Annotated in this window: 17 protein-coding genes; 7 read left to right on the top strand and 10 right to left on the bottom strand. The window is 70.5% G+C overall.

What is annotated here, in order from left to right; translation table 11 throughout:
• Positions 1 to 132: 132 nt before the first annotated feature.
• A complete protein-coding gene (locus tag D1369_RS12505) occupies positions 133 to 741 on the bottom strand; it encodes a TetR/AcrR family transcriptional regulator (RefSeq protein WP_037903655.1) in 609 nt (202 codons plus the stop codon).
• 119 nt (positions 742 to 860) lie between these two features.
• Between D1369_RS12505 and D1369_RS12500 the strand changes: the two genes are divergently transcribed.
• Together D1369_RS12500 and D1369_RS12495 are read left to right on the top strand one after the other, a co-directional pair.
• Positions 861 to 2,531 carry an MFS transporter gene (locus D1369_RS12500; RefSeq protein ID WP_007384791.1) on the top strand — a complete coding sequence of 557 codons (1,671 nt, stop codon included), beginning with the start codon at positions 861 to 863 and terminating at the stop codon, positions 2,529 to 2,531.
• Positions 2,532 to 2,607: 76 nt separating this feature from the next.
• Positions 2,608 to 3,405, top strand: a complete 798-nt coding sequence (locus tag D1369_RS12495) for a DUF2127 domain-containing protein (RefSeq protein ID WP_007384792.1) — start codon at positions 2,608 to 2,610, stop codon at positions 3,403 to 3,405.
• On the opposite strand, the gene D1369_RS12490 is transcribed toward D1369_RS12495, so the two are convergent.
• A complete protein-coding gene (locus D1369_RS12490) occupies positions 3,371 to 3,568 on the bottom strand; it encodes a hypothetical protein (RefSeq protein WP_037901465.1) in 198 nt (65 codons plus the stop codon). The two genes, D1369_RS12495 and D1369_RS12490, sit on opposite strands and share 35 nt — an antisense overlap.
• Positions 3,559 to 3,999, bottom strand: a complete 441-nt coding sequence (locus D1369_RS12485) for a MarR family transcriptional regulator (RefSeq protein WP_037901466.1) — start codon at positions 3,997 to 3,999, stop codon at positions 3,559 to 3,561. Before D1369_RS12485 ends, D1369_RS12490 begins: the two co-directional genes overlap by 10 nt.
• 78 nt (positions 4,000 to 4,077) lie before the next feature.
• On the opposite strand from D1369_RS12485, the gene D1369_RS12480 reads away from it, so the two are divergent.
• From D1369_RS12480 to D1369_RS12465, 4 genes are all read left to right on the top strand, one after another.
• Positions 4,078 to 4,734, top strand: coding sequence for a maleylpyruvate isomerase family mycothiol-dependent enzyme (locus tag D1369_RS12480; RefSeq protein WP_037901468.1), 657 nt, complete (start codon positions 4,078 to 4,080; stop codon positions 4,732 to 4,734).
• A 91-nt stretch (positions 4,735 to 4,825) separates the two neighbouring features.
• The gene (locus tag D1369_RS12475) at positions 4,826 to 5,254 is read left to right on the top strand and encodes a MerR family transcriptional regulator (RefSeq protein WP_007384795.1); all 429 of its coding nucleotides are present in this window, start codon (positions 4,826 to 4,828) and stop codon (positions 5,252 to 5,254) included.
• On the top strand, positions 5,251 to 5,583 hold the full coding sequence (locus tag D1369_RS12470) for a thioredoxin domain-containing protein (protein WP_037901469.1): 333 nt from the start codon (positions 5,251 to 5,253) through the stop codon (positions 5,581 to 5,583). Before D1369_RS12475 ends, D1369_RS12470 begins: the two co-directional genes overlap by 4 nt.
• A 178-nt stretch (positions 5,584 to 5,761) precedes the next feature.
• On the top strand, positions 5,762 to 7,978 hold the full coding sequence (locus tag D1369_RS12465; RefSeq protein ID WP_037901470.1) for a UvrD-helicase domain-containing protein: 2,217 nt from the start codon (positions 5,762 to 5,764) through the stop codon (positions 7,976 to 7,978).
• Between the two features lie 82 nt (positions 7,979 to 8,060).
• On the opposite strand, the gene glgB is transcribed toward D1369_RS12465, so the two are convergent.
• The 5 genes from glgB to D1369_RS12440 form a co-directional block, all read right to left on the bottom strand.
• Positions 8,061 to 10,892 (bottom strand): 1,4-alpha-glucan branching enzyme, encoded by a 2,832-nt coding sequence (gene glgB / locus D1369_RS12460; protein ID WP_118082451.1) that lies wholly within the window; start codon positions 10,890 to 10,892, stop codon positions 8,061 to 8,063.
• Positions 10,893 to 10,925: 33 nt separating this feature from the next.
• On the bottom strand, positions 10,926 to 12,314 hold the full coding sequence (locus D1369_RS12455; RefSeq protein ID WP_037901471.1) for a maltokinase: 1,389 nt from the start codon (positions 12,312 to 12,314) through the stop codon (positions 10,926 to 10,928).
• Positions 12,315 to 12,410: 96 nt separating this feature from the next.
• Positions 12,411 to 14,111 (bottom strand): maltose alpha-D-glucosyltransferase, encoded by a 1,701-nt coding sequence (treS, locus tag D1369_RS12450; protein ID WP_007384800.1) that lies wholly within the window; start codon positions 14,109 to 14,111, stop codon positions 12,411 to 12,413.
• Positions 14,108 to 16,198 (bottom strand): alpha-1,4-glucan--maltose-1-phosphate maltosyltransferase, encoded by a 2,091-nt coding sequence (locus tag D1369_RS12445; RefSeq protein WP_007384801.1) that lies wholly within the window; start codon positions 16,196 to 16,198, stop codon positions 14,108 to 14,110. Before D1369_RS12445 ends, treS begins: the two co-directional genes overlap by 4 nt.
• Positions 16,199 to 16,414: 216 nt before the next feature.
• The gene (locus tag D1369_RS12440; RefSeq protein ID WP_007384802.1) at positions 16,415 to 17,617 is read right to left on the bottom strand and encodes a S8 family peptidase; all 1,203 of its coding nucleotides are present in this window, start codon (positions 17,615 to 17,617) and stop codon (positions 16,415 to 16,417) included.
• A 330-nt stretch (positions 17,618 to 17,947) separates the two neighbouring features.
• On the opposite strand from D1369_RS12440, the gene D1369_RS12435 reads away from it, so the two are divergent.
• Positions 17,948 to 20,566, top strand: coding sequence for a glycosyltransferase family 1 protein (locus tag D1369_RS12435; RefSeq protein WP_007384803.1), 2,619 nt, complete (start codon positions 17,948 to 17,950; stop codon positions 20,564 to 20,566).
• A 32-nt stretch (positions 20,567 to 20,598) separates the two neighbouring features.
• Here D1369_RS12435 and D1369_RS12430 read toward each other — a convergent pair whose 3' ends face one another.
• Together D1369_RS12430 and D1369_RS12425 are read right to left on the bottom strand one after the other, a co-directional pair.
• Positions 20,599 to 21,108 (bottom strand): DUF1990 domain-containing protein, encoded by a 510-nt coding sequence (locus D1369_RS12430; protein WP_037901473.1) that lies wholly within the window; start codon positions 21,106 to 21,108, stop codon positions 20,599 to 20,601.
• A gap of 71 nt (positions 21,109 to 21,179) precedes the next feature.
• On the bottom strand, positions 21,180 to 22,841 hold the full coding sequence (locus D1369_RS12425; RefSeq protein WP_007384805.1) for a M4 family metallopeptidase: 1,662 nt from the start codon (positions 22,839 to 22,841) through the stop codon (positions 21,180 to 21,182).
• Positions 22,842 to 23,104 lie beyond the last annotated feature (263 nt).

The raw sequence follows: 23,104 nt of genomic DNA, 5'->3' as shown, positions 1-23,104 counted from the left end.
GGCCGCACCCCCGTGGTCGCAGGACCACACAGAGCCGAGCCGGGCCCGACCTGAACCCGGGCCCGGCTCCCGCCCCGGGCGGCCGAGTACTCCCCCGTAGCCCGGCCGCCCGGGTCCATTTCCCCGAAGGGTTCAGTCGCTCAGTCTCGCCACCAGCGCGGTGGCCAGAGAGGCGGGTACGCCCGCCGCGGTCAGAACGGTGACCGCGGTGGAGCGGCCCGCCTCCTCCGCGTCCAGCAGCCCGTCGTTCACCGCCTCCATCACCGCGAACATCATCTGTTCGTGGACGTACGCCAGCGCGGGCGCGGGCAGCGGTGAGACGAAGACGCCCTCGTCCAGACCGCGCTGGAGCAGTTCGGTGCAGGCGTCCCGCACGGGGGCGAGCCGTTCGCGGATGCCCTGCACCGTGACGCTGCGCTGGGCGAGTGCGACGAGGATGCGGTAGCGGTCGGCGACCTTCCAGACCGCGAGCACGGAGCCCGCGACGGCCTGCGCCAGGTCCTCGCTCCCCGCGCGTCCCGCCGCGTGCGCGGCCGCCACCGCCTCCACGGCTCCGTCGACGAGCGTGCCGATCAGCGCCTCACGGCTCGGGAAGTGGCCGTACACGGTCCGCCGTACGACACCGGCGGCGCGCGCGATCTGGTCCATGGACGCGTCGGGGTCCCGCAGCAGTTCGGCGAGTGCGATGTCGAGGATGCGGCGTCGGTTGGCGTCGGCGCGACTGGAGTGGCCCGTGGTCATGGGCGCCATTGTGCCCCTCCCGGCCAGACTTGCACAGCGTTGTGCAACAGGCGTACATTGCACGGTGTTGAGCAAATGCACATCACTGTGCAAGTCTGCTGAGGAAGGCCACCCCTGCCATGCGACTCGTCATGACCGAACCGGTCGAGAAGATGGAGCGCCCCTACGCCCGCCGCTGGTGGGCACTCCTCGTCCTCTGCCTGAGCCTGCTGATCATCGTGATGGCGAACACCGCCCTCACGGTCGCGGCCCCCGACATGACCGAGGACCTCGGCCTGTCCAGCGCCGACCTGCAGTGGGTCATCGACGGCTACACCGTCCCGTACGCCGCCCTGATGCTGCTGTTCGGCGCCGTCGGCGACAAGTACAGCCGCCGCGGCGCGCTCCTGCTGGGCCTCGGGGTCTTCGGCGGCGGCGCGGTCCTCGGCTTCTTCGCCGACAGCGCCACGACCGTCATCGCGGCCCGCGCGGTGATGGGCACCGGCGCCGCGATGATCATGCCGGCCACGCTGTCCCTGCTCGCCGCGACCTTCCCGCGCGGTGAGCGCGCCAAGGCGATCACCGTGTGGACCGCCACCTCGGGTGTCGCGATCGCGGCCGGACCGCTCGTCGCGGGCGCGCTCCTGGAGCACCACGCCTGGACGTCGACGTTCCTGATCAACGTCCCGATCGCGGCCGTGGCGCTGGTCGCCGCCCTCGTCCTCGTCCCGCCGTCCAGGGCCGCGCGGCACGGCCGTATCGACTACGTCGGCGGTCTGCTGTCGGTCGTGTGGATCGGCGCGCTGGTCTACATGATCATCGAGGGTCCGCACTTCGGCTGGCACGCCAGGGCGATCGCCGCCGCGCTGGTCGCGGGCATCGGCCTCGCGCTCTTCGTCGCCTGGGAGCTGCGCCACCCGCGCCCCGTCGTCGACGTCCGCCGCTTCACCGACCGCGGCTTCGCGGGCGCCAACCTCGCCGTCGCCCTGTTCTTCCTGGCCGTCTTCGGCGCCTTCTACTACCTCACCCAGGACCTCCAGTTCGTCCTCGGCTACAGCGCCCTGGAGACCGGCCTGCGCATGCTGCCGCTGGCCGGCGCGGTCTTCGCCGGCTCCGCCCTCACCGGGTTCCTCACCCCGCGGGTCGGCATGAAGTGGACGGTCACCGCGGGCATGGTCGGCGGCACGGCGGCCCTCGCGCTGCTCACCCGGATCGACGCGAGTTCGTCGTACGGCGATTTCGTCGCGCCCCTGATGGTGCTGGGCCTGGCGATCGGCCTCGCCCTCTCGCCCGCCACAGACGCGATCATGGGAGCCTTCCCCGAGTCCGAGCTGGGCGTCGGCGGTGCGGTGAACGACACCTCGATCGAACTCGGCGGCTCGCTCGGCATCGCGATCCTCGGCTCGCTGCTGGCCACCTCCTACTCGGACCACCTCTCCGACGCGACCGCCGGCAGCAAGCTCCCGGCCTCGGCGCTGGAGAGCGCGCAGGACTCCGTGGGCGCCGGATACACGGTCGCGCAGGGCCTCGGCGAGAAGGCCCGGCAGGTCGCGGGGCAGGCCGCGAAGGCCGCCGACCCCCAGCAGGCGGCCCAGCTGAAGGCGCAGGCGGGGCAACTCGCCTCCGGTGCCCGGCAGATGGCGGACGTGGTCGGCTCGTCCTTCTCCGACGCGGTGGCGCACACCAGCCTGGTCGGAGCGATCGTGCTGGGCGTCGGGACGGTACTGGTCGCGGTGCTGCTGCCCGGCCGCAAGCCCGCCGAGCCCGCTTCCGTGACCGAGGAGGAGAAGGAGCTGGTCGGCACCCGCTGACTCACCGAATTCTTACCCGGCCCCACTAGCGTGCCGTCCTCGGACGGCACGCTTTGTCATCGGAGGCACACGGGGGATGAAGATCGACTGGGACCGGCGGACGTGCGCCCGCCGCGGGCATGTGACGTACGCGCCGGACGAACCCCGCCTCAGGGAGCGGCTGCACGCCGAGACCGCCTTGGGCGGGGCGTGGCGCTGCCTGCGCTGCGGCGACTTCGCCCTCGGTGAGCCGCACGGTTCGGGCCCCGCGGACCACGCGCCCCTCGTGCCGCGCGGCAAGGTGCTCAGGGACCTGTTCGTGCTGCGCTTCCTCGCGATCGAGCGGGCGGTGCGCGGGGTGTTCATCGTGCTGGCCGCGGTGGCGGTGTGGAAGTTCAGCAACAGCCAGGACGCGGTGCGCCGGCTCTTCGACGAGTATCTGGACGTCTTCCGGCCGGTGTTCCGGCACTTCCACTACGACCTCGACCACTCACCGATCGTCGACACCGTCCAGAAGACGTTCGGGTACAAGCACAACACCCTTGTCCTGGTGGCCGTGCTGCTGCTCGCGTACGCCCTGATCGAACTCGTCGAGGCGGTCGGACTCTGGTACGCCAAGCGCTGGGCGGAGTACCTGACGGTGGTCGCGACCGCTGCGTTCCTTCCACTGGAGATCTACGAACTCACCGAGCGCATCAGCTGGTTGAAGATCGCCACGCTGTTCCTCAACATCCTCGCCGTCCTCTACATCCTCCTGGCCAAGCGCCTGTTCGGCCTGCGCGGCGGTCACCGGGCCTTCGAGGAGGAACGGCAGAGCGCGTCGCTGCTGGAGGTCGAGGAGGCCGGCGGTCTGCGTGAGGTCAGCGCATCCGGTCAGGCGTCTCGACACCCGTGAGGCCGCCCGGCCGACCGCGGCCGAGGCCGACGCCGGGGGCCGGACTGTCGCGGAGGGTGTCCGCCAGGACCTCGCCGACGCCCACGAGTTCTTTCGGGTACGGCGGGTCCGCCACGAACACCCTCGCCGCGTTCGACGCGATGCGGACGCCGTCTAGGCCCACGGATCCGTGATCTCCCGCAGCAGGGTCAGCGCCTCACGCAGCTGCTTCATGCGCCGCCTGCCGAGATGCTCCTCCCACTCCTTCTCCACCTCGGCGACCACCCCGTCGGCGACCTCCTTCGCCGCCCACGCCTTCGCCGCGCCCCGCACCAGCCGGGCCCGCTTGTCGGTCGGGTCCGGGACGCGGGTGACATAGCCCGCCTTCTCCAGCTGGTCGACCAGGAAGCCCGCGGTCTGCTTGGTGATCTGGGCCTGCTCGGCCAGTTCCGTCAGCCGGGTGCCGTCGGGACCGATCCGTTGCATGACCCGGGCCTGGGCGGGTGTGAAGTCGTCGAAGCCGGCTTCCGCGAGCGCGGCGAAGATTCGATTCTCCAGGGCCCGGTACGGCAGGAACAGGAGCAGCCCCGTGTTGAGCTCGCTCTCCGCCACCATCGTCGACACTCCTCGCACTGCTTGACATTGGTCAGGCTCTCTGACTACTTTGGTCAGAGAAGCTTACCACTTGAGTGGGTGATTCCCGTGGGTGCAGTGCTGGACACCGGCGAGCTCTGGCAGATCGTCGACCGGGAGCGGGCGAGCCTGGCCGACCTGCTGGAGGGCCTGAGTCCGGAGCAGTGGGAGAGGCGCACGCGCTGCGGGGACTGGCGGGTCAGGGACGTCGCCGCGCATCTGACGGTCGCGGCGCGTTTCTCCTCCGGTCAGGTCGTACGGGAGATGGTCCGCGCCCGGGGGAACTGGAACCGGATGATCCATGACTCGGCGGTCCGCGAGGCCGAACTGCCGGTCGCGGAGATCGTCGCCAACCTGCGTTCGATCATCGGCTCCCGCCGCCTCGCGCCGACCACCTCGCCCCACGAACCCCTCCTCGACCTCCTCGTCCACGGCCAGGACATCGCCCTCGCCCTCGGCCGTGAGCGCCCGGTGCCGCCGGTGGCCGCCCGGGACGCCGCCGAGCGGGTGTGGACCATGCGGTTCCCGCCCCGCCCCTGGCCCCTGCCGAAGGCACGGCTCGTCGCCACCGACATCGAATGGACGCGCGGGGCCGGTGAGGAGATCCGCGGTCCCGTCACCTCCCTGCTCCTGCTGCTCACCGGACGCCCGGAAGCGGCCCGGGAGTGGGCGGAGCGCACCGGGGAGCCGTGGACGGGGGTCACGGCTTCCCGGTGACGGGCCCAGTTCCCCGCGCCCCAGGGGGTTCTCGAAGAGGTCTCCGACCGCTCTTGCCTTGACGTCGGCGTCAAGGACTACGTTCGTGTGCATGCGAATCGGCGAGCTGGCCGCACGGGCCGGAACCACGACGCGGACGCTGCGCTACTACGAGGCGCGGGGGCTGCTGCCCGCGCGGCGCGGGCACAACGGATACCGGACCTACGACGAGGACGACCTGAGGCTGCTCCGGCAGATCCGGACGCTCCAGGACTTCGGGTTCGACCTGGAGGAGACGCGGCCCTTCGTGGAGTGTCTGCGGGCCGGCCATCCCGAGGGCGACTCGTGTCCCGCCTCGCTCGCGGTCTACCGGCGCAAGCTCGGTGAACTGGACGCGCTGATCGGTGAGTTGCAGACCGTGCGCGCCCAGGTCGGGCAGCAGCTGGAGCGGGCCGAGCGGGCGCGCGCCGAGCTGGCCGCCGACGCGGAGGTTCCGGGCGGTCCGGAGCCGGTGTGCGAACTGGGAGGGGACCACAGATGATCAGAGCAGCGGGTGTGGCCGAAGTGACGGACACGGACTTCGAGGCGGAGGTGCTCGGTTCGGAGCTGCCGGTGCTGGTGGAATTCACCGCCGACTGGTGTCCGCCGTGCCGGCAGATGGGGCCGGTGCTCACGGCTGTCGCCGCTCAGGAGGGCGAGCGGCTCAAGGTCGTCCAGTTGGACGTCGACACCAATCCGCTGACCACGAACGCGTACAAGGTGCTGTCGATGCCCACCTTCATGGTGTTCCGGGACGGGGAGCCCGTGCGGTCGATGGTGGGGGCGAGGCCCAAGCGGCGGCTGCTGGAGGAGCTGACCGACGTGCTGTGAGCCCGCGCCATACACAGAAATCCCCCGAGCGATTGCGCTCGGGGGATTTCTTTGCGTATATTCAATGATTCGCGACTTCGAATCTGTGCATAAAGGCGTGGGTCGCAAAGAAGTTCAGTGAGCACAGTATATCCGGGCGGGAGTGGAATTGTCAAACACCGGTTTTCCGGACGATGAATTGCGGCAGGAACAGGAATTCATCGACGGGCTGTACGCACATGTGGACGCCCTGCGCGGCGACACCGAGGCCTCCGTCACGGACGCGCTCGGCCAGGGCAACACCCCGATGCAGGCCCGGCTGGAGCGGGACATCCTGGTCGCCGAGCGCTCGGGGCTGCTGGCCGCGCTGAACGCGGTCGACGGCTCCCTCTGCTTCGGCCGGATCGACTTCACCTCGGGCACCACTCATCACATCGGCCGGATCGGACTGCGCACCGAGGACGCCGACCGCACCCCGATCCTCATCGACTGGCGGGCCGACGTCGCCCGCCCCTTCTACCTGGCCACCGGCCACACCCCGATGGGCCTGCGCCGCCGTCGGCACATCGGCACCGAGGGCCGGCGGGTGACCGACCTGCACGACGAGATCCTCGACCTGGGCGACCAGGAACGGACCGGCCACGAGGACCCGACCGGCGACGCCGTACTGCTCGCCGCGCTCAACTCCGCGCGCACCGGCCGCATGAGCGACATCGTGCAGACCATCCAGGCCGAGCAGGACGAGATCATCCGCGCCCCCCACCGCGGGGTACTGGTGGTGGAGGGCGGCCCTGGCACCGGCAAGACGGCCGTCGCCCTGCACCGGGCCGCGTATCTCCTGTACGAACACCGGGAGCTGCTGGCCAAGCGGGCGGTGCTGATCGTCGGCCCCAACCCCGCCTTCCTCGGCTACATCGGCGAGGTGCTGCCCTCGCTGGGCGAGACGGGCGTGCTGCTCGCGACGGTCGGGGAGCTCTTCCCCGGCGTGAAGGCGACGGCGACCGACAGCCGTGCCGCGGCCGCGGTGAAGGGGCGCGCCGCCATGGCGGACGTCCTCGCCGACGTCGTACGCGACTGGCAGGCACTGCCCGACCCGGTGATCGCGATCGAGCACGACCGCGAGATCCTCATGCTCGACGACGGCCTGGTCAAGGTCGCCCGCGAGAAGACCCGCGCCGCCCGGCTGCCGCACAACGTCGCCCGTGAGCACTTCGAGGGCCACATCCTCAACACGCTCACCGACATGGTCGCCGAACGCATCGGCACGGACCCCTTCGACGGGACCAATCTGCTGGACCCGAGCGACATCACGCAGATCCGCGACGAACTCGCCGAGAACCCCGAGGTCTGGGCCGCCATCGACCAGTTGTGGCCGCGCCTGACCCCGCAGCGCTTGGTCGCCGACTTCCTCGCCGACCCCGTCGGCTACCTCCCTGACGAGGACGCGGCCGCGATCCGCCGCCCGGTCAGCCGCGGCTGGACCGTGGCGGACGTGCCACTGCTCGACGAGGCGGCCGAACTCCTCGGCGTGGACGAGCGGTTGGCGCGGGCCCGGGCCGAGCGCGAGCGCGAGTCCCAGGTCGCGTACGCACAGGGCGTGCTGGACGTCTCGTACGCCTCGCGCACCTACGAGTTCGACGACAAGGACGAGGAGGACTCCGAGGTCCTGTCCGCGCACGACATCATCGACGCCGAGCGGTTCGCCGAGCGGCAGGAGGAGGACGACCACCGCAGCGCCGCCGAGCGCGCGGCGGCCGACCGCACCTGGGCGTTCGGGCACATCATCGTCGACGAGGCGCAGGAACTGTCGCCGATGGCCTGGCGGTTGCTCATGCGGCGCAGTCCGACCCGCTCGATGACCCTGGTCGGGGACCCGGCGCAGACCGCGGAGGCGGCGGGCGTGGGTTCCTGGCAGCAGATCCTTCAGCCGTACGTCCAGGACCGCTGGGAGCACGCGCGGCTGGGCGTCAACTACCGCACCCCGGCCGAGATCATGGAGCTCGCGGCGGCCGTGGTGCGCGCGTCGGACCCCGGCTTCGAGCCGCCGAGCTCGGTACGGTCGACGGGGGTACGGCCGTGGGTGCGGGCCACCGACGACCTGCCCGGCGCGGTCGCGGAGGCGGTGAAGGAGCTGACCCCCGCCGAGGGCCGGCTCGCGGTCATCGCCCCCCGCCATCTGCACCGCAGGCTCGCGGCCCGTCTCGACGGGGTGACGGCGGGCGCGGAACCCGACCTGACGCACCCCGTCGTGCTCCTCGACCCCCGGCAGTCGAAGGGGCTCGAGTTCGACTCCGTGCTCGTGGTCGAGCCGGGCCTCTACGGCACGAGCGACCTGTATGTGGCGCTGACCCGGGCAACCCAGCGGCTGGGCGTGCTGCACACGGGCCGGCTGCCGAAGGCGCTGGTCACCACCTGAGCGTCATGGGTCACCTCGGCCCTTGCGAGGATGCCCCGGCGTCCCGGAGCGGACCCCCACGGGTCCGCTCCGGAGTTCTGGTTCAGGCCGGGCGCAGCCACACCGTGGCCAGGGGCGGCAGCGTCAGCTGGAGGCTGGCCGGGCGGCCGTGCCAGCTCTGCGGGTCCGGCTTCACGATCTCCGGATTGGTCACGTCGCCGCCGCCGTACCTGGCGGCGTCCGTGTTCAGGGACTCCAGCCAGGCCGGGACGTCGTCCGGGGCGCCCAGGCGGTAGCCGGGGCGGACCACCGGGGCGAGGTTGGACACCGACAGCAGGGGGATCCCTTCCGCGTCGTACCTCAGGAAGGCGAAGACGTTGTCCTCCGACGCGTCGCCCACGATCCACTGGAAGCCCGAGGGGTCCGTGTCGCGCTGCCACAGGGCCGGGGTGTGGCGGTACACGACGTTCAGGTCGCGGACCAGGTCGCGGACGCCCCGGTGGTCCGCCTCGGCGCCGTACGCCGGGTCGAGCAGCCACCAGTCGGGACCGTGGGCCTCCGACCACTCGGCGCCCTGGGCGAACTCCTGGCCCATGAACAGGAGTTGCTTGCCGGGATGCGCCCACATGAAGGCCAGGTAGGCACGGAGATTGGCACGCTGCTGCCACCAGTCGCCCGGCATCTTCGAGACCAGTGAGCGTTTGCCGTGCACCACCTCGTCGTGGGAGATCGGCAGGACGTAGTTCTCGCTGTACGCGTACACCATCGAGAACGTCATCTCGTGGTGGTGGTACTTGCGGTGCACCGGCTCGTGGGCCATGTAGTCCAGTGAGTCGTGCATCCAGCCCATGTTCCACTTCAGGCCGAAGCCGAGGCCGCCGAAGCCGCCCGGGCCCATGTGGTGCGTCGCCCGCGTCACGCCGTCCCAGGCCGTGGACTCCTCCGCGATCGTCACCACGCCCGGCACCCGGCGGTAGACCGTCGCGTTCATCTCCTGGAGGAAGTCCACCGCGTCCAGGTTCTCCCGGCCGCCGTGCACGTTGGGGATCCACTGGCCCGGCTCGCGCGAGTAGTCGAGGTAGAGCATCGAGGCGACCGCGTCGACCCGCAGGCCGTCGATGTGGAACTCCTCGCACCAGTACACGGCGTTGGCCACCAGGAAGTTGCGCACCTCCCGGCGTCCGTAGTCGAACTCCAGCGTGCCCCAGTCGGGGTGGGCCGCGCGGAGCGGGTCCTCGTGTTCGTACAGGGTGCGGCCGTCGAACTCGGCGAGCGCCCAGTCGTCGCGCGGGAAGTGGGCCGGCACCCAGTCCATCAGTACGCCGATCCCGGCCTGGTGGAGCGCGTCGACGAGGTACTTGAAGTCGTCGGGGGTGCCCAGCCGGGCCGTGGGCGCGTAGAAGCCGGTGACCTGGTAGCCCCAGGAGCCGCCGAAGGGGTGCTCGGCGACCGGCATCAGCTCGACGTGGGTGAAGCCCAGGTCCTTGACGTAGGAGGGCAGTTGCTCGGCGAGCTGACGGTAGGTCAGGCCGGGTCGCCAGGAGGGGAGATGGATCTCGTAGACCGAGAAGGGGGCCTCGTGGGCGGGGGCGCCGGCCGCCCGGTTCGCCAGCCACTCCTGGTCCTGCCACTCGTGGTGCGAGGCGTGGATGATCGAGGAGGTGTTGGGCGGGACCTCCGTGCGGCGGGCCAGCGGGTCCGCGCGCAGGGTCTTGGAGCCGTCGGGGCGGGTGATCTCGAACTTGTACAGCTCGCCCTCGCCGACACCGGGCACGAACAGCTCCCAGACCCCGGTGGAGCCGAGCGAGCGCATCGCGAACGCCGAGGGGTCCCAGAAGTTGAAGGTGCCGGCCACCCGCACACCGCGCGCGTTCGGCGCCCACACCGTGAAGCGGGTCCCCGTCACGCCCTGGTGGGTCATGGGCTGCGCGCCCAGCACGGTCCACAGCTGCTCGTGCCGGCCCTCGCCGATCAGATGCAGGTCGAGGTCGCCGAGCGCGGGCAGGAAGGCGTACCCGTCCTCGGTGTCCTGGACCGTCTCCTCGTACGCGACGAGCAGCCGGTAGGTGGGGATCTCCCGCAGCGGCAGCAGGCCGGAGAAGAAGCCCTCGCCGTCGTCCTGCAGTTCGGCCCGCACGTCCCCGGCCACGACCGTGACGCCCCGGGCGTACGGACGGAAGACCCGGAAGGCCACCCCGCCGGGAACCGGGTGGGCTCCCAGCACCCCGTGCGGATTGTGGTGGGTGCCGGAGAGCAGCCGGTCCCGGTCGGCGGCGGGCACCTCCGGTGACGCGGCCGGGAGCGAGGCGAATTCGTCCGGCGCGAGGACCGGGGCGGCGACCGGCTCCGCCACGGGGGTCTCATCGCCCGGCTTCGGCGCCGCGGCCTTCTTGGCGGTCACCTTCTTGGCAGGCACCTTCTTGGCAGGCACCTTCTTGTCGGTCGCCTTCTTCGCCGTCACCTTCTTCACCGCGCCCTTCTTGGCGGCAGCCTTCTTCACGACCGGTTTGTCGACGCCCGCCTCCTTGACCAGCGCCTTCTTGGCCACGGTCTTCCGGGCGACGGCCTTCTCGGCGGCGGCCTTTTCGGTACCGGCCTTCTTGCCGCCGGCTTCGGCGGCACCGGCGGTTTCAGCGCCGACCTTCTTGGCCACGGCCTTCACGACACCGGCTGTCCCGGCGGCGACCTTCTTGGCGCCGGCTTTCGCAGCTCCGGCCGTCTCGGCAGCCGCCGCACCGGCCGCCGCTGCGGTACCCGCAGCCCCCGTGCCCGGGGCCGCGGCCGTCTTCCCGGCGCCCGCCTTCTTCGCGGTCGCCTTCTTGGCCACCGGCTCCGCCTTCTGCGCCGAGGCCTTCTTGGTCACTGCCTTCTCCGCGACCTTCTTCTTCGCGGTCTTCTTCGGGTCCGAACCGCTGGGGGTGGGGCGGGGGGTCACTGGCGGAGCCTCCTAGGCGAAGGTCAGGTCGGATCAGATCGGGTCGGTGGTCGCGTACCGCGCGACCGCGGCCATCGGCACCTGCAGCCAGTCCGGGCGGTGCCGGGCCTCGTAGACGACTTCGTAGATCGCCTTGTCGGTCTCGTACGCGCGCAGCAGCACCGGATCGGTCCGCGGGTCCACGCCGCTGACCTCGGCGTATCCGGAACAGTACGCGGCCCGGCACGCCTCGGCCCAGCCCGGTACCGGCAGGTCGGTCGAGTGTGCCGCGTAGTCGAAGGAGCGCAGCATCCCGGCGACGTCCCGGGCCGTGGGCTGCGGCAGCCGGCGTTCGGAGAGCGGCTTGGACGGCTCGCCCTCGAAGTCGATGAGCGACCAGTGTCCGGCGGCCGAGCGCAGACACTGGCCGAGGTGGAGGTCGCCGTGGATGCGCTGCGCGGTCCAGGTGCGGCCCTCGGAGGCGAGGTCGCCCAGCGCGGTGAAGGCGGAGCGCAGGCCCGGCGCGTGCGGCCGCAGCGCGGGGACCGCCTGCACGGCCGCCTCCAGCCGCTCGATCATGCCGTCGACCAGCATCTGGAGCTGCTGGTGGCCCAGCGTCACGGTCGGCAGCGCCCGGGCCAGCGCGGTGTGCACCTCGGCGGTGGCCCGCCCGAGCGCGTGCGCCTCGGCGCTGAAGTCCTCGCCCTTGGCGAGCTCCCGCAGGGCCAGCTCCCAGCCGTCCGAAGCACCCTGCACGAAGGGCTGGAGCACCCCCAGGGTGTACGGCTCTCCCGCCAGCTCCGCCCGCAGCCACCCCGTCGGCGCGGGCACCCGGGGGCAGCCCTCGCGGGCCAGCGCCAGCGGCAGCTCAAGGTCGGGGTTGACGCCGGGCACGATCCGGCGCAGGAGTTTCAGGATGAACGTATCTCCGTAGACGATCGACGAGTTGGACTGCTCGGCGGTCATCACCCGGGCCACCAGACCCTCGCGGATCTCCTGGTGCGGGTCCCGTTCGAAACGCAGCCCGCCGATCCGGCTCCCGGAGCGGATCGCCTCCAGGAGCAGTTCGGCGGGCAGTGGGTCGTGGAGGGCGTCGTACGCGGTACGCCCGGCGAGCGGGCCCTCCTCGACATGGCCGATCAGCGCGGGCGCCAGCCGGGGCGGCAGCGCCTCGCGCACGCCTATCAGGAGCTGGTAGCAGTCCCCGGGGTGCGGCGGGGCGCCCACGGTGAGTGGCTGATGGGCGCGGACCAGCAGGTGGTACAGACCGAGCTTGGCGGTGGGTGGCAGCAGCTCGGTGGCCTCCACCAGGGAGAACCCGGTGACCGGGCGCCCCTTGCCCGCGAACCAGCGCTGCCGCGGCAGCCACTCGCGCAGGAGGGGGTCCAGTGAGGCGAGGAGGCCTGGACTTGTCGTGGCGGTACGGGTGACGGCTTCCGACATGGCGTGGCGTCCTTTCCCCGGGCTGGCTGGTCGGGGTGTTACTGATGCGTGCCCCGGGTGGGACGGTGGAAACCGCCCCACCCGGGTCCTCGTCTTTTATGCGGCGTCCTTGCGGAGCCGGAACCAGTAGAACCCGTGCCCGCCGAGCGTCAGCAAGTACGGCAGATCACCGATGGCCGGGAACCGCACCCCACCGAACAGCTCGACCGGGTGCCGTCCGTTGAAGGCGCTCAGATCGAGTTCCGTCGGCTGCGCGAACCTGGAGAAGTTGTTGACACACAGGACCAGGTCGTCCTCGTACTCCCGCAGGAACGCGATCACCGCCGGGTTCGACGACGGGAGCTCGGTGTACGAGCCGAGGCCGAAGGCGGCGTTCTGCTTGCGGATCTCGATCATCCGGCGCGTCCAGTGCAGCAACGAGGAGGGCGACGCCATCGACGCCTCGACGTTGGTGACCTGGTAGCCGTGGACCGGGTCCATGATGGTCGGCAGGTAGAGCCGCCCGGGGTCACAGGAGGAAAAGCCTGCGTTACGGTCCGGTGTCCACTGCATCGGGGTGCGGACCGCGTCCCGGTCGCCGAGCCAGATGTTGTCGCCCATGCCGATCTCGTCGCCGTAGTAGAGGATCGGCGAGCCGGGCAGGGACAGCAGCAGAGCGGTGAACAGCTCGATCTGGTTGCGGTCGTTGTCGAGGAGCGGGGCGAGCCGGCGCCGGATGCCGATGTTGGCGCGCATCCGTGGGTCCTTGGCGTACTCGGCCCACATGTAGTCGCGTTCCTCGTCGGTGACCATTTCGAGGGTCAGCTCGTCGTGGTTGCGCAGGAAGATGCCCCACTGGCAGTTGGCGGGGATCGCGGGGGTCTTCGCGAGGATTTCCGAGACCGGGTAGCGGGACTCCCGGCGGACCGCCATGAAGATGCGGGGCATGACCGGGAAGTGGAAGGCCATGTGGCATTCGTCGCCGCCGGCCTGGTAGTCGCCGAAGTAGTCGACCACGTCCTCAGGCCACTGGTTCGCCTCCGCCAGCAGCACCGTGTCCGGGTAGGACGCGTCGATCTCCTTGCGGACCCGCTTGAGGAACTCGTGGGTTGCCGGAAGGTTTTCGCAGTTGGTGCCTTCCTCCTGGTAGAGGTACGGCACGGCGTCGAGGCGGAAGCCGTCGATGCCCAGGTCCAGCCAGAACCGCAGCGCGGAGATGATCTCCTCCTGGACCGCCGGGTTCTCGTAGTTGAGGTCCGGCTGGTGGGAGAAGAAGCGGTGCCAGTAGTACTGCTTGCGGACCGGGTCGAAGGTCCAGTTGGAGGCCTCGGTGTCGACGAAGATGATTCGCGCGTCCTGGTACTGCTTGTCGTCGTCCGCCCACACGTAGTAGTCGCCGTAGGGGCCGTCGGGGTCCTTGCGGGACTCCTGGAACCACGGGTGCTGGTCGCTGGTGTGGTTCATGACGAAGTCGATGATCACGCGCATGCCGCGGTGGTGGGCGGCGTCGACGAACTCCACGAAGTCGGCGAGGTCACCGAACTCCGGGAGGACGGCGGTGTAGTCCGAGACGTCGTAACCGCCGTCCCTGAGCGGCGACTTGAAGAAGGGCGGCAGCCACAGGCAGTCCACGCCCAGCCACTGGAGGTAGTCCAGCTTGGCGGTCAGACCCTTGAGGTCGCCGACGCCGTCGCCGTTGCTGTCCTGGAAGGAGCGGACGAGGACCTCGTAGAACACCGCCCGCTTGAACCAGTCCGGGTCACGGTCCTTGGCCGGGGTGTCCTCGAAGGTGTCGTGGACGGGCTCGTTGACGATCATATTGTGGGTGACCCTCCGATCTGCGGGGTGGACGGTCGCAGGACGGTGAGGATGTGCGCGGGGCGCGTGCCCGGTTCGAGACGCACGTAGTTCGTCCTGCCCCAGTGATAGGTCTCACCGGTGAGCTCGTCGCGCACCGGCACCGACTCGTGCCAATCGAGGCCGAGTTGCGGCATGTCCAACGAGACCGTGGCCTCCTGGGTGTGGTGCGGGTCGAGGTTCACGACCACCAGAACCGTGTTCGAGCCGCTTTGCTTCGAGTACGCGATCACTTCGTCCTTGTCCGCGTGGTGGAAGTGGAGGTCGCGCAACTGCCGTAGGGCCGGATTCTCCCGCCGGATGGTGTTGAGCTGGGTGATCAGGGGGGCGAGGGAGTCGCCCCTGTCCCAGTCGCGGGTCTTGAGCTGGTACTTCTCCGAGTCCAGGTACTCCTCGCTGCCCTCGCGCAGCGGGGTGCTCTCGGCGAGTTCGTAGCCGGAGTAGATGCCCCACGTGGGGGAGAGGGTGGCGGCCAGGACCGCGCGCAGCGCGAACGCGCCACGGCCGCCGTGCTGCAGGAAGGCGTGCAGGATGTCGGGGGTGTTGGCGAAGAAGTTCGGCCGCATGTAGGAGGCCGCCTCACCCGAGAGCTCCGTCAGGTACTCGGTGAGCTCTTCCTTGGTGTTGCGCCAGGTGAAGTAGGTGTAGGACTGCTGGAAGCCGATCTGGGCCAGGGTGTGCATCATCGCCGGCCGCGTGAACGCCTCCGCCAGGAAGATCACATCCGGGTCGGTGGCGTTGATGTCGGCGATCACCCGCTCCCAGAACACCACCGGCTTGGTGTGCGGGTTGTCCACCCGGAAGATCCGCACCCCGTGGCCCATCCAGTGCCGCAGCACCCGCAGCGTCTCCGCGACCAGCCCGTCCAGATCGGCGTCGAAGGCGATCGGGTAGATGTCCTGGTACTTCTTCGGCGGGTTCTCCGCATAGGCGATGGTGCCGTCGGGGCGGTGATGGAACCACTCCGGATGCTTGTGCACCCACGGATGGTCCGGCGAGCACTGCAGGGCGAAGTCCAGCGCGACCTCCAGACCCTGCCGCCCGGCTTCCTTCACGAACCAGTCGAAGTCCTCGATCGTGCCCAGGTCCGGGTGGACCGCGTCATGGCCGCCCTCCGGCGAGCCGATCGCCCACGGCACGCCCACATCGTCCGGGCCGGCGGACAGGGTGTTGTTGCGGCCCTTGCGGAACGTCGTGCCGATCGGATGGATCGGCGGCAGGTAGACCACGTCGAAGCCCATCGCGGCGATCGCCGGCAGCCGGCGGGCCGCCGTACGGAACGTGCCGTGCGGACGCTCCGGCGTGCCCTCCGAGCGCGGGAAGAACTCGTACCACGACCCGAACAACGCCCGCTCCCGCTCCACCAGCAGCGGCAACGACTCCGACGCCGTGATCAACTCACGCAACGGATACCGCGCCAGCACGGCGTCCACCTCCGGCGTCAGCGCGGCGGCGAGGCGGGCGGCGGCCGGCCGGGTCTCGTCGCGCAGGGCGCGGACGGCCGCGAGGATCACACCGTTGCGCCCGTCGTCGGGGACTCCGGCCGCGGCCCGTTCGTAGAGCCGGGCGCCCTCCTCCAGGACCAGTTCGGTGTCCATGCCGGCCGGGATCTTGATCTGGGCGTGGTGCCGCCAGGTGGTGATGGGATCGCCCCAGGCCTCGACGGCGAAGGTCCACAGGCCGGGCGTGTCCGCGGAGACGGTGGCGCCCCAGCGGTCGGTGCCCGGGGCCAGTTCTCGCATGGGTGTCCAGGGTCCGGCGCGGCCGTCCGGATCCTTCAGTACGACATTGGCGGCGACCGCGTCATGACCCTCACGGAACACGGTGGCCGAGATCTCGAAGGTCTCACCGGTGACCGCCTTGGCGGGCCGGCGTCCGCGCTGGACGACCGGGCGGACGTCGAGGACGGGTATGCGCCCGACGACCGGAGCCGGTTCCGCTTGGGTGGAGGGTCGCTCCTGGGGCGGTGGTCCGGGGTCGACGGCGCGCTTGGTGGATGCGTCGGTGCTGGACGTCAGGGGTGCTGACGGTTGGTGCGTGGCGGGCATGACCGCTCCTGTCCGCGTCAACTTCGGGTGGGCGGATGGATGTGGGGAGGTGGTCCTGCGGGGCGTACCGGTGAACCTACCTGAGGCGTGTACCGGAGGAGCCTTCCCACCCTCTTCGGGTGAGCAATCCGGCACTTTGCTAACTACTCACGCGTATGTCTTTACACAAAACCGGCCCCGTTCTGGCCGAACGGGACCGCTTTGCGGACACTTCCCCTAGGAACCGCGCACCTGGAGGAGTCTGTCCGGTGAACCGGCCCCACGACCGGACACCTTCCCGGTCGCCGCCGATTTCACCAGCGCTTTGCAAACCTGTGCCGGAGTGGCCCTCGGATGGTCGGCCAGGTACAGCGCGGCCGCGCCGGCCGCGTGCGGGGACGCCATCGACGTACCCGAGGAGGTCGCCCTGGCGGTGTCACTGGTGATGGCCGCCGAGGTGATCGAGACTCCTGGTGCGAAGAGGTCGAGGGACGGGCCGTAGTTGGAGAAGCCCGCCCGCCGGTCCTTCTGGTCGGTCGCGCCGACCGTGATCGCCTGGCGTACGTCGGCGGGCGAGTAGAGCCCGGCCGACTGCCCGTCGTTGCCCGCGGCGACCGTGTAGGTCACCCCGGACGCGATGGAGGCGCGTACGGCGGCGTCCAGTGCGGCGCTGTGATAGCCGGCCAGGCTGAGGTTGGCGACCGCCGGCCTGCGCGCATGCTGCGTCACCCAGTCGATACCGGCGATGACCTGGGTGGTCGTGCCCGATCCGGTGTTGTCGAGGACGCGTACGGCGACCACCTCGGCCTTTTTGGCGACGCCGTACCCGACACCCGCGACGGTGGCCGCCACATGGGTGCCGTGGCCGTTGCCGTCGCCCGCCGAGCCGTCGCCTTGGACGAAGTCCCAGCCGTAGGACGCGCGGCCCCCGAAGTCCCTGTGGGAGATCCGGATGCCGGTGTCGATCACGTACACCGTCGTCCCGGCGCCCGCGGACCGCGGCCAGGTGTAGGACCTGTCCAACGACGGCTTCGGCTGGTCGACGCGGTCGAGGCCCCAGGACGGCGGGTTCTTCTGGGTGCCCTCCAGGGTCACCCGGGTGTCCTGGACGACCGAGGTCACCCGGGGGTCCGCCGCGAGTCTCCGGGCCTGTCTCTCGTCGGCCCGGACGGCATAGCCGTTGAGGACCGTGTCGTAGGTATGGCTGATTCTCGCCCCGTACTTCTCGGCGAGACGCTTACCGGTCGCCGAGGGTGCCTTCGTTCCCCCCTTGAGTGTCACCAGGTAGCTCCCGCTGACGGAACCGGGCTCTCCGGCGCCGAGTATCCGCCCCTCCGATGCGGCGTGCGCGGGCAGGGTGATGGCCGAAAGTGCGGCAGCGCAGCTCGCCGCGGTCAGGCCCCCCACCCAGCGCAGACGCCGTTCTCGCGTCCGTGCCATGACGTGCGTTCCCCTCCTCAGCTCGGCGTACGCGGCCGCGGTCCGCCGGATCACCCGGCGGCGGCCGACACGCCATGGGGAAGCCTCTCGTGCGGTGTGAAGTACCACAAGGACGCCTGTGGGGGTGTAATCGGCCATATCGGCTATCGGGGGACGTGGGGAGGTTGCGGTGATTTCCGGACTGTTCGATGCGGAACGGCTTGGGGGTGACACGGCCTTCCGCCGTGAACCGCGCCGTGGTGACGAGACCCTCCGCCCGGATACGGTCGAGGTTGAAGACGGGACGCACACCGTCGTGTGTCCCACTCCGCTCGCGCGCCGAGGTGGAATGTGAAGGCGATCCGTCGATTCACCGTCCGACCCCTACTCCCCGATGCCCTGCGGCCCCTGAGCGATCTGGCGCGCAATCTGCGCTGGTCCTGGCACGCGGAGACCCGTGATCTCTTCCAGTCCGTCGACCCGGAGCACTGGGCCGCGTCGGGCGGTGATCCCGTACGGCTGCTCGGCAGCGTGCGCCCCGCCCGGCTCGCCGAACTCGCCGAGGACCGCCGCTTCCTGCGCCGGCTCACCGCGGTGGCCGACGATCTCCACGACTACGTCACCGGGGAGCGCTGGTACCAGGCCCATCCCGGTGAACTCCCGGCGGCCGTCGCCTACTTCTCACCCGAGTTCGGCGTCACCGCTGCCCTGCCGCAGTACTCCGGCGGACTGGGAATCCTGGCCGGCGACCATCTGAAGGCGGCCAGTGACCTGGGCGTACCGCTGATCGGCGTGGGCCTGCTGTACCGCCACGGCTACTTCCGCCAGTCCCTGTCCCGGGACGGCTGGCAGCAGGAGCACTATCCGGTCCTGGACCCCAACGAGCTGCCGGTGGCGCTGCTGAGGGAGGCCGACGGCACCCCGGCACAGGTGTCGCTGGCCCTCCCCGGCGCCAAGCAGCTGCACGCCCGGATCTGGCTCGCCCAGGTCGGCCGGGTGCCCCTGCTGATGCTGGACTCCGACGTCGAGGAGAACGACCTCGGCGAACGCGGGGTGACCGACCGGCTCTACGGCGGCGGCAGCGAACACCGCCTGCTCCAGGAGATGCTGCTGGGCATAGGGGGTGTCCGCGCCGTCCGCACGTACTGCCGGCTGACCGGCCACGCCGACCCCGAGGTCTTCCACACCAACGAGGGGCACGCCGGGTTCCTCGGCCTGGAGCGGATCGCCGAACTCTGCGACCAGGGCCTCGACTTCGACGCGGGCCTGGAGGCGGTCCGGGCGGGGACCGTGTTCACCACGCACACCCCCGTCCCGGCCGGCATCGACCGCTTCGACCGGGAACTGGTCGCCCGGCACTTCGGCCCCGACGCCGAGCTCCCGCGCATGGACGTGGGCCGAATCCTGGCGTTGGGCATGGAGACCTACCAGGGCGGCGAACCCAACCTGTTCAACATGGCCGTGATGGGCCTGCGCCTGGCCCAACGCGCCAACGGCGTCTCCCTGTTGCACGGGCAGGTCAGCCGGGAGATGTTCTCCGGACTCTGGCCGGGATTCGACCCGGAGGAGGTGCCGATCACCTCCGTGACCAACGGGGTGCACGCCCCGACCTGGGTCGCGCCCGAGGTGTTCCGGCTCGGCGCCCGGCAGATCGGCGCCCAGCGCACCGAGGACGCGCTGACCGTCGGCGGCTCGGAACGCTGGGACGCCGTGGGGGACATCCCCGACCAGGACATCTGGGAACTGCGTCGTTCGCTGCGGGAGCAGCTGGTGACGGAGGTGCGCGAGCGGCTGCGCGCGTCCTGGCGTCAACGCGGCGCCGGGACCGCGGAGTTGGGCTGGATCGACGGCGTCCTCGACCCCGATGTGCTGACGATCGGATTCGCGCGCCGCGTCCCGTCGTACAAGCGGCTCACCCTCATGCTGCGGGATCGCGACCGTCTGATGGATCTGCTGCTGCACCCCGAGCGCCCGATCCAGATCGTGGTGGCGGGCAAGGCGCACCCGGCGGACGACGGCGGGAAGCGGCTGGTCCAGGAGCTGGTGCGGTTCGCCGACGACCCGCGGGTCCGCCACCGGATCGTCTTCCTGCCCGACTACGGGATGGCGATGGCGCAGAAGCTCTACCCGGGCTGCGACATCTGGCTCAACAACCCGCTGCGGCCGCTGGAGGCGTGCGGGACGAGCGGGATGAAGGCGGCGCTGAACGGCTGCCTGAACCTCTCCGTCCTCGACGGCTGGTGGGACGAGTGGTTCCAGCCCGACTTCGGCTGGTCGATCCCGACGGCCGACGGGGTGGGGACCGATCCCGACCGCCGCGACGACATAGAGGCCGACGCCCTCTACGACCTGCTCGAACAGCGGGTGACCCCCCGCTTCTACGAGCGCGGCCAGGGCGGCCTGCCCGACCGCTGGATCGAGATGGTCCGCCAGACGCTCACCCTGCTGGGCCCGAAGGTCCTGGCGGGCCGCATGGTCCGCGAGTACGTCGAGCGCCTGTACGCCCCCGCGGCCCACGCCCACCGCACGATGGCCCCGGACGCGGCGCGCGAACTGGCCGAGTGGAAGGCCAGGGTGCGGGAGCAGTGGCACGACGTGACGGTCGACCACGTGGAGACCACGGTCGCGACGACCACGGCCGAACTCGGCACCACCCTCGGGCTCCGGGTCCGCGTCGGCCTCGGCACGCTGGGCCCGGACGACGTGGAGGTCCAGGCGGTCTCCGGACGGGTGGACGAGGAGGACCGCATCGCGGACGCGGCGACGGTCCCGCTGAAGCCGGTGGGCGGCCCGGATCCGGAGGGCCGGTGGGTGTACGAAGGCCCGCTGTCCCTGGACCGCACGGGCCCCTTCGGCTACACGGTCCGCATCCTGCCCGCGCATCGACTGCTCGCGTCGGGCGCGGAACTGGGAGTGGTGGCGGTGCCTTCGGAGGACGTGGTGGAGGGGGCCGGGGTGCTCATGCGGTGAACCGGAGGGGGGCGCGGGTCGGGCTTGTCCGCTCAGCCCGCGTCCTCTCCGCCGCACAGCTTCCGCAGGACCGTCCCGCACTTGCGCGCGTACGCGTGCTGCAAGCCCCGGGTCGCCGGGCCACCGGCCCTGGAGTACCACTTCGCGCCCCTGCTGAAGGCCGACACCGTGAGCCACACCGTGCCGTCGCCCGTGCGGTCGACGACGAAGGACTCCTCGCCGCACTCGGGGTGACCGGTCAGGGTGCCGTAGGCCCAGCCCGCGCGGCGGTGTTCCTCGACCGTCCAGACGACCCGGCAGGGGGCCTTGATGACACCGGCCAGGGTGACCGTGACGTCCACGTCGGGGGCCGCGCGGTCCGCGGTGGCGTCTATGCCCACGCCCAGAGCGCGGTGCATCTCCCAGGTCAGGACCGCCTCGGAGGCCTTCCGGAAGACGTCGTGGCCCTCGCCTATGCGCGCGCGGACATGCAGGGGGTGGAAGCCGGGCGGGCAGAAACCGCTCCGCCGGGTCGCGCCGACGTCGTCGTACGTGAAGGACATGGGACCCAAGAGTAGGGCGGTACCCGGAATTGCCTTCGTTCCGGGTACCGCCCGTGGAGCCTCTCGGGGTACTAGCTCACGTTGACCGCGGACCAGGCCGCCGCCACCGCCTTGTACTCGGCGCTGGTCGAGCCGTACAGGGCGGACGCCGCGGAGAGCGTGCCGGTGCGCGCCGACTTGTAGTTGGTCGTCGACGTGAAGTACGTCGTCAGCGCCTTGTACCAGATCTGCAGCGCCTTGGCGCGGCCGATGCCGGTGACCGTGGAGCCGTTGGACGTCGGCGAGTTGTAGGACACGCCGTTGATCGTCTTCGCGCCGCTGCCCTCGGACAGCAGGTAGAAGAAGTGGTTCGCCACGCCCGACGAGTAGTGGACGTCCAGGTTGCCGACGGAGGAGGACCAGGAGTCCGCCGAGCCGCCGTCCTTGCTGGGCTTGTCCATGTAGCGCAGCGGGGTGCCGTCGCCGTTGATGTCGATCTTCTCGCCGATGAGGTAGTCACCGACGTCCTTGGAGTTGTTGGCGTAGAACTCGACACCGGTGCCGAAGATGTCCGAGGTCGCCTCGTTGAGGCCGCCGGACTCGCCGGAGTAGTTCAGGCCCGCCGTGTTCGCGGTGACGCCGTGGCTCATCTCGTGCCCGGCCACGTCCAGCGAGGTGAGCGGGCTGACGTTGCCCTCGCCGTCGCCGTACGTCATGCAGAAGCAGCTGTCGTCCCAGAACGCGTTCACGTACTGGTTGCCGTAGTGCACGCGGGAGTACGCGCCGACGCCGTTGTTCTTGATGCCGCTGCGGCCGAAGGTGGACTTGTAGAAGTCCCAGGTCTCCGCCGCGCCGTAGGCGGCGTCGACGGCCGCCGTCTGGTCCGTGGTGGAGCTGGAGGCGGCGCCGGTGCCCCAGGTGTTGTCGGCGTCCGTGAACAGGGTGCCGGCGGAGGAGCTGGTGCCGTGCGACTTGTTGTACGTCTTGAGGCTGCCGCGCGTGCCGTCGGTCAGCTGGTACGTCGAGCCCGAGAGGGTGGTCTCCAGGCTGACCGTGCCCGAGTACAGGCTCTTGCCGGTGCCGGTGGCGTTCTCGATGCCCTGGTACTCGTAGAGCTTCTTGCCGGTGGCCGCGTCGGTGATGACGTGCAGCTGGTTCGGGGTGCCGTCGTCCTGGAAGCCGCCGACGATCGTCTCGTAGGCGAGGACGGGGGTGCCCGAGCCGGCCCAGATCACCTTGCGCGCGCCGTCGGCGGCGGTCTTGTCCGAGCCCGCGGCCTTGGCGGCGGTCAGCGCCTGGGCCTCGGCCTTGGCGACGGTGAGCTTCGGGGTCAGGGAGGCGACCTTGATGGTCTTGTTCGTCGCCTTGGAGACGCCCTCGGTCGCACCGGACTTCGACTCGTGGACGACCAGGTCGCCGCCGAGGACGGGCAGGCCGTCGTAGGTGCGCTCGTAGCGGGTGTGGACCGTGCCGTCGGCGTCTCTCACGACGTCCTTGACGACCAGCTTCTCCTTGGCGCCGAGGCCTATCTCCCGGGCCGTGGTCCCGGCGTCGGCCTGCTGCTCCTTGATGAGGGAGGTGCGCGCGGCCGCGGACAGCTGGGCCGGGGCGCCCGCGAGGGTGGCCTTGCCGGTGCCTTCGGCCACAGCGGCGGCACTTCCGGTGGTCAGACCGGTGGTGAGCAGGGCCCCGGCCGCGACGGCGGTGGCGATGGCCAGGGTGGTGCGCTTGTGACGCGCGTAGAGGGGGGTCACACAAGCTCCTTCGTGGGGGAGCCCGGACGGCGTGGGGTTGCCTGCCGGGGTGGTTGTGAAGTTGTGCGGCGGTTGTGAGGAAGAGTGGCATCAAGGCGCGTACATGTCATGACCCCCAAGTGATGTTGGCCGAAAGTCGACGGCTGGATGAACATTGCAGGCATGTAAACCGCGTTGACCTGGGCAAAGCCCCAACAAGCCATCGGTCATGGAGAGGCAAAAAGAGGGCGCCGCCCCGGGGGATTCGAACCACCGGAGCGGCG

Source organism: Streptomyces sp. CC0208 (genome assembly GCF_003443735.1).
In the GTDB taxonomy this organism is placed as follows: domain Bacteria; phylum Actinomycetota; class Actinomycetes; order Streptomycetales; family Streptomycetaceae; genus Streptomyces; species Streptomyces sviceus.
This window is presented reverse-complemented; position numbering and strand designations above follow the sequence as displayed.

Coding starts and splice junctions, on each gene's coding strand:
- D1369_RS12495 (WP_007384792.1), top strand. CDS start 2,608: ATGAAGATCGACTGGGACCGGCGGACGTGCGCCCGCCGCGGGCATGTG.
- D1369_RS12445 (WP_007384801.1), bottom strand. CDS start 16,198: ATGCCCGCCACGCACCAACCGTCAGCACCCCTGACGTCCAGCACCGAC.
- D1369_RS12500 (WP_007384791.1), top strand. CDS start 861: ATGCGACTCGTCATGACCGAACCGGTCGAGAAGATGGAGCGCCCCTAC.
- D1369_RS12485 (WP_037901466.1), bottom strand. CDS start 3,999: ATGGTGGCGGAGAGCGAGCTCAACACGGGGCTGCTCCTGTTCCTGCCG.
- D1369_RS12440 (WP_007384802.1), bottom strand. CDS start 17,617: ATGGCACGGACGCGAGAACGGCGTCTGCGCTGGGTGGGGGGCCTGACC.
- D1369_RS12475 (WP_007384795.1), top strand. CDS start 4,826: ATGCGAATCGGCGAGCTGGCCGCACGGGCCGGAACCACGACGCGGACG.
- D1369_RS12455 (WP_037901471.1), bottom strand. CDS start 12,314: ATGTCGGAAGCCGTCACCCGTACCGCCACGACAAGTCCAGGCCTCCTC.
- D1369_RS12430 (WP_037901473.1), bottom strand. CDS start 21,108: ATGTCCTTCACGTACGACGACGTCGGCGCGACCCGGCGGAGCGGTTTC.
- D1369_RS12505 (WP_037903655.1), bottom strand. CDS start 741: ATGACCACGGGCCACTCCAGTCGCGCCGACGCCAACCGACGCCGCATC.
- D1369_RS12470 (WP_037901469.1), top strand. CDS start 5,251: ATGATCAGAGCAGCGGGTGTGGCCGAAGTGACGGACACGGACTTCGAG.
- treS (WP_007384800.1), bottom strand. CDS start 14,111: ATGATCGTCAACGAGCCCGTCCACGACACCTTCGAGGACACCCCGGCC.